The following is an 11,971-nucleotide window of genomic DNA, read 5'->3' as shown; positions in this document are numbered from 1 at the left end:
CTAACTTAAAACTTAAAACTCAAAACTCAAAACTCCCCCAATCCCCTTTATTCCGGTTTAACTATTACTATTCCATAAGCTTCTGGAGATAGAAAACTGTTAGCAGTAAATTGCAATTCTTCCTCATCAACTGCTTGAATTCTGGCTGGATAATTCAGCATTGGAGCTAAATCTTTGACCATTGATTGATAGTAACCATACATTCCAGCCCGATCGCTCGGAGTTTCAGAAGCAAACACAAATCGATTTGCTACTTGAGTTCGCACGCGAGAAATTTCGGCTTGAGTTACAGGTTCTTTTTGTAATTTGCGAATATGTTCTGCGATCGCTAATTCCGCCGCTTCTATATTTTCCACTGGTAAATTAGCTGAAATTTGAAAAATTCCTTGTAAACTGTGAGTTAAATTGCTCGCAGAAATCTGCGTTACCAAATGTTTCTCTTCCCGCAAATCTCGCACTAATCTAGAACTACGTCCTTGTCCTAAAATTGCTGCCAAAACATCTATTGGATAAGTTTGGGCTAATTGCGTCATTCCCGGTACTCGCCACATCATAATTAATCTGGCTTGCTGTAAACTTTCATCCACATATTCCCGTCTCACAACTTCCGTAAAAGGTGCTTCCGGTTGCCATTTAGGGCTAGCAAAACTCTCAGGAATAGAACTTAAGTTTGAGCGAGTTTTAGTAAAACCTTCGACAACAATTTCGATTAATTGTTCTACTGGTAAATTACCCACCACTGCCGCTGTGATTGACTGAGGTTGATACCAACCAAAGTGAAAATCTCGCATTTGTTGCGGTGTGAGAGATTCGATCACTGATGTTGGCCCTAATACTGGACGACGGTAAGGTAATTGATTGAAAGCTGTTTCGATCGATCTCTGATAAGTACGCCGACGCGGGTTATCTTCTGCACGGCGAATTTCTTCTAAAACTACCAATCTTTCTCGCTCAAATGCTTCATCAGGAATACTAGGATTCAACACCACATCAATTTGTAAAGGTGCTAAATCTGCAAAATCTTTGGGCGCAGTTGTCATGTAAAACTGAGTATAATCCTGACTGGTAGCAGCGTTAGTGACAGCACCTCTCTCTTCAACTAAACGCTCAAATTCGCCACTGGCTAAATTTTCGGTTCCCTTAAAAACCATGTGTTCTAAAAAGTGAGCCATGCCATTAATTTGATCTGACTCTACCGCAGAACCAACATTTAACCAGATACTCAAATTTACAGCTTCGATCGGCATTTGTTCGGCAACGATCGTTAGCCCATTAGGTAACTGATATACAGTGGGGGCATTAAGAGGAGGAGACTTGAGCAAAATCGAGGTCATCAAACGTAGGGATTAGTAACACTTCCTTCATCTTAACTAGAGAGTAGAGAACGGGGAACAGCTAATATTGGAAATTACTACATCGTTTAAATTATAATAATAAATGTAAATAAAAGTAAACTTCTATGAAAAATCATAACCATAACAAAGTAATTGTTATCGGTGCGGGAATTGGTGGTTTAACCGCCGCCGCCTTACTTGCTCATCGGGGCTACCAAGTTTTAGTCTTAGATCAAGCCTTAGTTCCCGGAGGATGCGCTTCCACTTTTCAACGTCGCGGTTTTACCTTTGATGTTGGCGCTACTCAAGTCGCTGGGTTAGAACCGGGAGGCATTCATCACAAAATATTCTCAGAATTAGAAATAGATTTGCCAGAGGCGACATTTTGCGATCCTGCTTGTGCGGTGTTTTTGCCTGGGGAAACTGAACCGATTAATGTCTGGCGAGATCCGCAAAAATGGCTTGCAGAACGTCAGCGACAGTTTCCCGGAAGCGAACCATTTTGGCAGTTATTGAATAATTTATTTCGTTATAGTTGGGCGTTTCAATCTCGCGATCCAGTTTTACCACCGCGTAATTTATGGGATTTATGGCAATTAACTAAAGCAGTTCGACCCGATACTTTATTAACTTTACCTCACACTTTCTCGACGGTGGGAAATGCCTTACGTTATTTTGGTTTGGCGGAAAATCTGCGGTTACGGACTTTTTTAGATTTACAGTTAAAGCTTTATTCCCAAGTGGATGCGGAGGAAACAGCTTTGCTTTATGCGGCGACTGCCTTGGGTGTAAGCCAAGCACCACAGGGATTGTATCACTTAAAGGGTAGTATGCAGGTGTTGAGCGATCGCCTAGTCACTACCTTAGAACGAGATGGCGGAAAATTATTAATGCGCCACACAGTAAAACAAATTTTCACAGAAAATGGCAAAGCTACAGCCGTTCAAATTTACAATCAAAAAACTGGAGAAACTTGGACTGAAACAGCAGATCACATAATTGCCAATGTCACCGTCCAAAACCTAGTTCAATTATTAGGAGAAACAGCACCCAAAGGATACCGTTATCGCGTAGACAAACTACCACCCGCATCTGGCGCATTTGTGCTGTATTTAGGAGTAGATGAAACAGCTATTCCAAGAGAATGTCCACCCCATTTACAATTTTTCTACGATTACTCAGGACCGATCGGAGAAAATAATTCCCTGTTTGTTTCCGTCAGTCGTCCGGGAGATGGACGTGCCCCCGAAGGTAAAGCCACAATTACAGCTTCCTCGTTTACAGATACCAGAATTTGGTGGAATTGCCCAGACTATGAAACCTTAAAAAGTAAATACACCCAAGAAGCTCTCTTCAAACTGGGTCAATATTTCCACCTCACCCGCGAAACAATTCTCCACACCGAAGCCGCCACACCCCGCACTTTTGCTCGTTTTACAGGACGCGATCGAGGAGTAGTCGGCGGTATCGGTCAACGTATCCCCACTTTTGGCCCCTTCGGATTTGCCAATCGTACACCAATTAACCATCTCTGGTTAGTCGGTGACTCCACCCATCCAGGGGAAGGAACTGCTGGTGTTTCCTATTCGGCGCTCACCGTCGTCAGACAAATTGAACAAGGTAGTCGATCGAGTTTTGAGTTTTGAGTTTGTGTTGGCAATTCATGAATTACCCCTACTGAGTTTTAATTAGGGACAATTCATGAATTGTCCCCCTTCGGCTTCTCGCTCACGTCGAAGTCTTGTCCCTTTATCTGCATGAATCCCCCTTAAATCTGCGATTATCATCCCATGAAATTCTTACTCTGTCTACATCCTGGGCAATTCTTTCTCAAACAAACCAACTGTATTTCCATCCCGGAAAACTTCTTCATCTTGAGCAAGTTTGCTGAGGAATAAGCAAGAATTTGGCTATTTAGTCAACCTCTAATCTAAGGGCTAGTAGGCGGGACACTAAACTCCGTTGGTGGCGAAGCTTCTGGAGCAATGGGAGTTTGTTCCACTGGGGGGGCAAAGTATTCAGGGCTTGGGGGTGCTGGGGGATTTAAGATATTTTGCCAGACTTCGATTTGTGCTTTTGCTTCTGGGTAAGCACTAGTCCCAGCCGGAATACTTCTGGCAATAGAAATTGCCCCTGGCAAATCATAATTTGCCCGATCTTGCGCGAGTGATAGAATTTGGTAACTCCATTGATTCATGGCTGTTTCCGCTTCCGATCGCATTGCCGAACTTCGGGGAATACTCCTTAACAATCCAATTGCCGATACTAAAGAATCTGGCGTACCAGCAGTTGCCAACTGTTGCGCTTGTTGCCAATTCTGTTGCGCTCTGGCTTGCCCTTGCCACTCTTGAATTGCCGACTGTGCCTGATTAGACAAAGCCCTACCTGGTTTAATTTGTTGAGCAGTATTAATTGCGGCGGCGAAATTACCGGAGTTAGCTAATTGTCTTGCCTGATCTAAATATGGCTGGTCTTCAATTCGTTGAATTTGAGCCGTCCATCGCGAAATTTTACTTTGAGCTTCGGAATACAGCGCCCGACCTTTGCTAATTTTAGCAGCTTCATTAACGGCGGCTGCCAAAGAAGTGCCATCTCCCAATTTGGCTACTTGCTCAGCACGACTCAACAGGGGACGATCTTCAATTGTTTGAATCTGAGCTTCCCATGCGGCAATTTGTTGTTTTGCTTCTCTTGCTCTGGGATTATTCTCTGGAATTTGTTGTGCTTCTCTAATGGCTGCCTGGAAGTCATTAACTGTGCCCATACTTGCTAGCTGACGGGCTTTATCTAATTTTGCTACGTCTTGTTGTTCTTGTTGCCAACGCAATAACCAATCTTGAGCTTTATTATACAAAGGTCGATTGGGGCTAATCCTTTGCACTTGGTTAATTGCCGCATCTAAACTACCTACTGTCCCATCAGCCGCTAAAGCTAAAGCTTGTGCCAAGTTAGTGAAGTCTTCTATATCACCCTGCAAGTTGATAATCGAGGGAATTTGCCGGACTATAGACAATGCTCCATCGACATCTTGATTATCCAGCTGGGTTTGCGCTAAATCCAGCATTTTCCGCCCAAATTCCAATATTGTAGTTTTAGATGCTTCAAAAAGATAGCTTTTTGAACTGATTCCTTGGGCTATTTTTATCGCTTCTAACAGGTTTTTTACACCGCCTGCGCGTGCCAATCTGCGAGCTTTGGTTAAGTTTTCGCCGTCTTCTCTGGCTGAGGCAATAATTTGGGTAAGTTCTTCATATTTTGTGGTTTCCCAATATCTGTTGCCGATGTAGAGTAAGCGTACTGCTTCCCGGAAGGCTTGAGTCCAATTTTCTTTACGTACCTGTGCTTCAGCGGCTCGATAGTAACCTTCTGCTTTTGTCCAAATCGCACGCCAACGCTCAATGCGTTTTTCTACTAGCGTATAAGCGGGAACATCACTGGGGATTTTTTTCGCTGTGGCGATCGCTTCATCTAATTTACCAGCTAGAAAAGACTGATCTGCTAAATTTAAAACTTCTTGCGACCATCCTTTGATCAGTGAGTTTGCTTCATCCCGCAATGGGTGCTCTTCTGGTAGAGTTTTCACCAGGGAAATTGCTTCGAGCAAGCTATTTACTGTCTGCTTATTCGCTAATATTTCCGCGCAGGAAATTCGCTCACTCGCTGAAGCTGTCATTAAGTTAATTGACGAGCAGTTGGGCTGTGCTGGCAGCGTTAACAACAAACTTACTGCCAGTGTTCCCACTCCGCCTGCGCTAACTGTTGCTAAGGCTACCCAGAATTGCCACTGTCCTGTTAACTGTAACACCGCCAGAGGCATTTTTATCTGCACTTGTTTTAACTTTTTACTGATTCGCCTGAGTTTACCATTTTTGGGAGCTTCACTTGCTGTGACTGGCGCTTCATATTGGTTGCTCTCTGGTGAAACGTTCGGCTCTTGGCTCACGTCGAAGCCTGAAGCGTTCACTTTTAATTTTTCTTGCAGCGTGCCATTAGGCGTAACAGTATTATTTGGAATCAGAGGTGGAATTGGCGATCGATTTTTATTTCCCTGCTCAGAACCTTTCATCGACAACCATTGCTTTGGACTTCCCCGTTCTCTCATAGCTCACACCAAAATAATCGTGCATTAGACCAGGCTAGCTCGAATATGCAGTGGTAGCTATCCTACCCCTCTAATTCCAAAAAAGCTAGATCTTGGGCAATATATATTCTACTTACCATCCTTTAAACAATTTGTCACCCGATCTCAGACAGAGGATTGGGCTCGTAAATCGGAAATTAGTTGCGCTAATTCATCGCTGCTGGCTTGATAAACTTCTCCACAGAAATGGCAAGTAGCCTCCGCACCATTATCTTTTTCAATCATGTCCTGCAATTCCGCTTCTCCCAGAAGTTTCAGCGCACCTAAAACTCTCTCGTAGGAGCAGTTACATTGAAAGCGTAGCAGCTGCACTTCCGGTAACTGCACTAGCCCCATATCTCCCAGCAATTGCTGAAAAATATCTGGTAATGTCTTACCTGCTTGTAACAAAGGCGTAAATCCCGCTAATGCTGCTACCCTGGACTCTAAAGTTTGTACCAAGGCTTCATCCGATGCAGCTTTCGGCATAACTTGGATCAAAATACCCCCAGATGCCGTCACTACCCCACCCTCGACAAATACGCCCACTACTAAAGCCGAAGGTGTCTGTTCGGAAGCAGCTAGGTAATAAGTCACATCTTCACCTATTTCCCCAGAAACCAGTTCTACTGTACTGGAGTATGGATAACCATATCCCACATCTCTAACAACGTAGAGATAGCCTTCCTTACCGACTGCGCCACCGACATCTAGTTTGCCTTTGGCGTTAGGTGGTAGTTCAATTCCAGGGTTTTCTACATATCCCCGGACTGTACCATCTAATCCAGCATCAACTAAAATTCCCCCTAAAGGGCCATTTCCTTTCACCCGAATATTTACTCTTGATTCCGGTCGCTTCATACTAGAAGCTAACAACAACCCTGCTGACATCGTGCGCCCCAAGGCAGCTGTCGCTACGTAGGAAAGTTGATGTCGCCGTTTCGCTTCGTCTGTGAGGCGTGTTGTAATTACACCAACGGCGCGAATTCCTCCATCGGCAGCAGTGGCTCTAATTAACTGATCGGCCATGAAAATTCCTTACATTTCTTAACATCTTCTATTGTAAGTGGCTGATTGGCCAGTGGTGAGTCAAAAATTGGCAAGTTTCGATTTGAAATGTTGTGTCTGCCAAGGCTCGCTAGGAAGTGTTATGGTACAGAAAAAATTGTTAGTTTGGTAATAATTTAATTTATGCTGGGTAATTTTCAACATAGTAATTTGCGAATTGAGGTGGAAGCAGAGGAAAATACAATTCGAGAAAGTCTGCTCTATCCCCGAAAATTGCAGCAGTGGTTATGGCCGCAAAGTTTAGATTCTAATTTACCAGAGGAATTCTACACTGGATTAAAGTTTACTAGTCGGCTAGGCCCTTTGGCCATTCTACACCAAGTTGATGTCGCTGAATCTAACCATCTTCGCTTGATTTTAAGTCAAGGAATTGATGGTTTTCACGAATGGTATTGGGGTAATGGTTGGGTACAATCTCGCTTGGAAGGTATCTCTTTACTTCCATTGAATTTAGCTCAAACTTTCGGTTTGATCAGATTAAGGGAATTTCTCACAAATAATCAAACTCAACTCTAATCGTTCGTTGTAATCGTTCGTTGTGAGCGCTTTTGCGCTGTAACACTGAAGTGCTCACAACTAACCTTTAATCTTTTAATTATCTTTGGCCCTCTTTTTTCACTATTTCATTTAATCCTACTTGATCTAATAAGGAGAGAATATCACCGTATGTAGATTGATTGGGATTAGCGGTAAAAGCAGTACTAAGTGTGTCTAGGGCATCATACCAATAGCCTTGTTGAGCAAAAACTCTAGCTTTTTGTTGGGGGGTAGTAGCTTGAGATAATTGCTGAGTTAATTCTGGTGGAGGAGCTACTCGTTGAATTCCTGCTTCTACAGATATTTTTCGTCTTTTTCCTTCAGTAATACAAGGAACTGAAACTGACCAAATGTATTGTGTTCCTATTTCTAATTCTACTTTATCTTTGGGTAGTTTCATTTCAATTATTCCGGCTGAAGGTTGTAACTGTTCAGCATAAATTGGTTCTTTTTCTCCGGCTTTTCGCAATTCAAATACCATGATTTCTACATCTTTATTTTGTAAATACCAGAGTACTGTAGGATTACTAGAAGTAGTTAAACCCAGATGATTTTGTGGGACTAGGAGAGTTGGTGTTGTGGGAATACATTGTTTTGGTACAGTTTGAATACTTGCCGGAGGAGGTGCAGCAGTACCCCTAGTTCTTGTCCAATTGTCTTCTGATTCTAAAATAGTGGGTTTTTCGTGCGCCCTAGCTCCGCCCGATCCTGTGGCTCCAGGTGCTCCGCGATCGGGAGGAGTATACTGAATATCTCCGGGTAAAGATTGTGCTAAAGCATGTGAATTAAATAGCTCAATTGATATGCGTTTAAATAGATGATAATGGGAACTTTTACTAGGAGTAACTAAGGTCACTAATAGCATTGATATGATGCTTAAAATCAAGGGATTTTGTTGACGACTGTTAATCATAATTTTTCAGCTTTATTCTGGGAAACCCCAACCTGCCTAAACCGGACAAAATTATTTGAGTAAATACACTGTAATCTGACTCATTTCCGGCAAAATTTGTTTCAGATGCTTAGTATCTTGAGTGAAAGCCGGAAACCTTTCCTCATATAAATTGGCCTTCAAACCCTCTCCCTTGCTCCTTTGAGTTCCCCTGCTAACTCCACAAGCAATTTAAATGATTAACAGCTTACACTTTGTCTGACTATTGCTTATCTTGGTTTAATCAGTAACACTGAGCAAGGAGCATCTTCTATGACTTGGCTGCTTACCGATCGCTCTAAAATCCGTTTTAACCCTGTCAACCCACGACTACCAATGATAATTAAATCAGCATGGTGAATATTGGCAAGACGGACTATTTCTTCTGCCGGATCGCCTGTAACTATTTCTAATTCACTTTGGTAAGGCAGTCTAGTTTGGTAGGACTGCAACTGCTTTTCCGCTTTCCGGTAGGGAATTTCCTCACTGATGCCTTGGGGTCGATCGGCAGACCATTCTACATCCTCTCCCGACGGTGGGATAACGTGAGACAGGATAACTTTCGTTTCCGGTTGTAAATTAATTTGGTCAAGGCTGTGAATTACCTGTTCGGATAGTTCTGTCCCATCTAATGCGATAAGAATTGTTTTCAGCACGAATTATGCCTCCTCAATGAGTAGTTGTGAGTTTTGCGTTTTCGGTTTCGATTTATAAAAATATCTTCAATTGCCAATTAAATGAAGGCGGGTTTATCTATTTTTTTCGATTTCCCACTGGCCTAATGATAAAACCCTTGCCTCCTAAACACAAAACTCTGACAAGGCATGGCAGCAAATCAAAACTTAAGACTTAACTGCATTACTTCTTGGCGACTTATAAAGATTCATCCTAGACCGTAAGTATTTCACGGTCGAGATGGGAAACGAACAGAATTATACTGACTTTATGTTTGGCGATCGATTATTTCCGGCACTCACCTACCTGGGAATGGGGATTAATTAAAGTTAATTAAACTCTGGTGTCAACTGTCTTTAGGATGAAGAATTGGGATTGCCTTCAGGACCTGAGTCGCGTCGGGAAACTCTCAGTCGCACTGAGTCTGCGTGAGAAGGTAGTCCTTCTGCATTTGCCAAGACTTCGATCGCACTAGCTACTTTCTGAAGTGCGGTGGGAGAATATTGAATCAGGCTAGAGTGTTTCATAAAGGTTTCCACGCCCAAAGCAGAGGCGTAGCGGGCGGCACCGGAAGTTGGTAAAGTATGATTTGGCCCTGCTAAGTAATCGCCGACGGCTTCTGGGGTAGAATGACCCAGGAAAATTGCTCCCGCATGGCGAATCAAATCCAAGGTTGACCAAGGATCTTCCACTTCTAGTTCTAAGTGTTCGGGGGCAAATTCGTTAGACAGTTCCGCAGCTAAGGCTAGAGACTCTACCAGAACAATTAAGCCATAGTGCGCGATCGCTTTTTCCGTCAACGTCCGGCGTGGGTGATCCACCAATTGCAGTTCTACCTCAGCTTGCACTTTATGCGCCAAAGTAGAATCCGTAGTTAACAGAATCGCCGAAGCCATTGGATCGTGTTCTGCTTGCGCCAACAAATCAGCCGCTACATGGACTGGATTAGCTGTTTTATCCGCAATTACCAACACTTCTGATGGCCCTGCTAACGAGTCTATGCCCACAGTTCCATAAACCAATTTTTTTGCCAGTGTCACATAAATGTTACCAGGGCCAGTAATCACATCGACTTTGGGTATAGTTTCTGTGCCGTATGCTAGTGCTGCGATCGCTTGCGCCCCTCCCACACGGTAAATTTCCGTTATACCTGCTTCCTGTGCTGCTACCAACACAGCTGGAGAAATCGCTTTATCCATCCCTGGAGGCGTGACCATGACAATGCGCGATACTCCAGCCACCTTAGCCGGAATCGCATTCATCAGCACAGTACTGGGATAAGCGGCGCGACCACCGGGAATGTAAATCCCGGCTTTGTCTACTGGTCTGTAACGTTTACCCAACACTACTTCGTCATCTTTAAACTGCACCCAGGATTTGGGTACTCGCTGTCGGTGGAAAGCTTCGATCTGTTCCTTAGCCAGAAGAATCGCATTTAACAGTTCTTTCGATACCTGCTGATAAGCAGCATCCATTTCGGAACCGCTGACCCGCAACTCTTCTGGCGTTAAGTTTTGTCGATCGAATTCCGCCGTATAATGCAATACCGCTCGATCGCCTTGCGCTTTAACGCGCTGAAGGACTTCTCGAACCGTTGCTTCTTTGTGAACAATCTGGTCAGTGGAAGTGCGATCGCGGATACGCCGCAATTCTGCTTCTGCCTCAGTCCGCTCAGTGATGATTCGCAGCATGGAGTTAGGAATGCCAATCTTAGGAAGTTACCCGTTTGTGGAAAGGGGGCACAGACACCCTGGTAATTATGCGGGGTTGGTTGTCAAACCATCTGTATTTTAAGATAAGTATGTTTGGTCAACTCATCCCTACGTTCCAGGCTTGCCCATTAATTTGTTTCTCTAGCTTAACTTGAGATTTCGATCGCGGATCGCTCCCGCGTCAGCATAGATGTTATATTAGTTTTTCCAGGACTTTCAATGTTTATTTAGATAGAGTAGCTTCGGAAGAACAGCAGTGGCTAATATTAAGTCCGCTATTAAGCGAGTAAAAATTGCCGAACGCAACCGTTTGCGTAATAAAGCATACAAATCAGCAGTCAGAACGCTGATGAAGGGATATTTTGCAGCCGTAGACACTTATGCTGCTAATCCTACCCCAGAATCGCTCACAGAAGTACAGCAGCGGATGTCAGCTGCTTACAGCAAAATCGACAAAGCCGTGAAAAAAGGCGTGCTGCATCCCAACACTGGGGCGCGGAAAAAATCTCGTCTTGCGAGAACTTTAAAGCGCCATACCAACCCAGCAACGGCTACAGCTTCTTAGAAGGCTGGGGAGATGGGGAGATGGGTTCGATTAGGGGAGATAGGGAATTTTATTAACCCAAAACTTCCTAAACTTTCTTTGTAACTCAAAACTCAAAACTCAAAACTTAAAACTTTCCCCTAACCATGCAGTTGATTGATACCCACGTACACATCAATTTTGATGTGTTTGAGGCAGACTTAGATGCTGTTGGACAACGCTGGCGCGATGCGGGAGTTATCTCATTAGTACACTCTTGCGTCCATCCCGGAGAGTTTTCAGGCATTCAAGCCCTTTCCAGGCGGTTTCCTGAACTGTTTTTTGCTGTGGGTTTACATCCGTTGGATGCCGAAAAGTGGACAACTGATTCCCAAAAGCAAATTTATGACTTGTGTAGTTCAGATCCCAAAGTAGTCGCTATCGGCGAAATGGGACTGGATTTTTACAAGGCGCAAAACCAACAACAGCAGGAAGAAGTTTTTCTCTCTCAACTAGAAATAGCCCAGAAACTGAAAAAGCCAGTAATTATTCATTGTAGAGATGCAGCTGCGCGAATGCAGAAGCTCATGCAGGATTTTTGGGCAAATTCTGGTTCAGTTGCTGGAGTTATGCACTGTTGGGGCGGAACTCCCGAAGAAACTCAATGGTTTTTAGACTTAGGTTTCTATATTAGCCTGAGTGGTGTAGTAACATTCAAAAATGCGATCGCCATTCAAGAATCCGCCAAAATGATTCCTCAAGATCGGTTGCTCATTGAAACAGATTGCCCATTTCTTGCCCCAGTTCCCAAACGGGGGAAACGTAACGAACCAGCTTATGTTCGCCATGTAGCGGAATTTGTGGCTGATTTACGTGGGGTGTCCCCGGAAGCGATCGCGAATACCACAACTCAAAACGCTTGTCAATTGTTTAGTCTGCCAATTACGGCTAATAAGAGTGTAAAATGTAACTTACTACAACAGACTAAATAAAAATTCTGGCAACCCATACTAAAAAAACCGTTTTTGGTCAACCAATATGGGTAACATTGCGCCATAATGTTTAAGGGGG

10 protein-coding genes are annotated in these 11,971 nt (G+C 43.7%); 4 read left to right on the top strand and 6 right to left on the bottom strand.

Annotated features, from left to right (window positions below; genetic code table 11):
- Nucleotides 1-47: 47 nt before the first annotated feature.
- Nucleotides 48-1,334, bottom strand: a complete 1,287-nt coding sequence (locus ACE1CC_RS29780; RefSeq protein ID WP_413274057.1) for a M16 family metallopeptidase — start codon at nucleotides 1,332-1,334, stop codon at nucleotides 48-50.
- 125 nt (nucleotides 1,335-1,459) lie between these two features.
- Between ACE1CC_RS29780 and crtD the strand changes: the two genes are divergently transcribed.
- Nucleotides 1,460-2,980 carry a C-3',4' desaturase CrtD gene (gene crtD, locus ACE1CC_RS29775; RefSeq protein WP_413274056.1) on the top strand — a complete coding sequence of 507 codons (1,521 nt, stop codon included), beginning with the start codon at nucleotides 1,460-1,462 and terminating at the stop codon, nucleotides 2,978-2,980.
- A gap of 284 nt (nucleotides 2,981-3,264) precedes the next feature.
- Here the strand turns inward: crtD and ACE1CC_RS29770 are convergent, their stop codons facing one another.
- Complete coding sequence (locus ACE1CC_RS29770; RefSeq protein ID WP_413274055.1) at nucleotides 3,265-5,436, bottom strand: AAA family ATPase; 2,172 nt, start codon at nucleotides 5,434-5,436, stop codon at nucleotides 3,265-3,267.
- Between the two features lie 144 nt (nucleotides 5,437-5,580).
- The gene (hslO, locus tag ACE1CC_RS29765) at nucleotides 5,581-6,483 is read right to left on the bottom strand and encodes an Hsp33 family molecular chaperone HslO (RefSeq protein ID WP_413274054.1); all 903 of its coding nucleotides are present in this window, start codon (nucleotides 6,481-6,483) and stop codon (nucleotides 5,581-5,583) included.
- Between the two features lie 162 nt (nucleotides 6,484-6,645).
- On the opposite strand from hslO, the gene ACE1CC_RS29760 reads away from it, so the two are divergent.
- Entirely contained in the window at nucleotides 6,646-7,038 is a 393-nt protein-coding gene (locus ACE1CC_RS29760) for a hypothetical protein (protein WP_413274053.1), read from the top strand.
- A 79-nt stretch (nucleotides 7,039-7,117) separates the two neighbouring features.
- Here ACE1CC_RS29760 and ACE1CC_RS29755 read toward each other — a convergent pair whose 3' ends face one another.
- The 3 genes from ACE1CC_RS29755 to hisD form a co-directional block, all read right to left on the bottom strand.
- A complete protein-coding gene (locus ACE1CC_RS29755) occupies nucleotides 7,118-7,972 on the bottom strand; it encodes a DUF928 domain-containing protein (RefSeq protein WP_413274052.1) in 855 nt (284 codons plus the stop codon).
- Nucleotides 7,973-8,220: 248 nt separating this feature from the next.
- The gene (locus tag ACE1CC_RS29750) at nucleotides 8,221-8,646 is read right to left on the bottom strand and encodes a universal stress protein (RefSeq protein ID WP_413274051.1); all 426 of its coding nucleotides are present in this window, start codon (nucleotides 8,644-8,646) and stop codon (nucleotides 8,221-8,223) included.
- Nucleotides 8,647-9,021: 375 nt separating this feature from the next.
- Complete coding sequence (hisD, locus tag ACE1CC_RS29745) at nucleotides 9,022-10,356, bottom strand: histidinol dehydrogenase (protein WP_413274050.1); 1,335 nt, start codon at nucleotides 10,354-10,356, stop codon at nucleotides 9,022-9,024.
- A 277-nt stretch (nucleotides 10,357-10,633) separates the two neighbouring features.
- Between hisD and rpsT the strand changes: the two genes are divergently transcribed.
- Complete coding sequence (rpsT, locus tag ACE1CC_RS29740) at nucleotides 10,634-10,942, top strand: 30S ribosomal protein S20 (protein WP_413274049.1); 309 nt, start codon at nucleotides 10,634-10,636, stop codon at nucleotides 10,940-10,942.
- Between the two features lie 125 nt (nucleotides 10,943-11,067).
- A complete protein-coding gene (locus tag ACE1CC_RS29735) occupies nucleotides 11,068-11,892 on the top strand; it encodes a TatD family hydrolase (protein ID WP_413274048.1) in 825 nt (274 codons plus the stop codon).
- The last annotated feature ends 79 nt before the right edge of the window (nucleotides 11,893-11,971 follow it).

Origin of the sequence: Floridaenema aerugineum BLCC-F46, assembly GCF_041929345.1 — a bacterium.
GTDB lineage: Bacteria > Cyanobacteriota > Cyanobacteriia > Cyanobacteriales > Aerosakkonemataceae > Floridanema > Floridanema aerugineum.
Note: the sequence above shows the minus strand (reverse complement) of the source record. Positions and strands in the feature narration are given on the sequence as shown.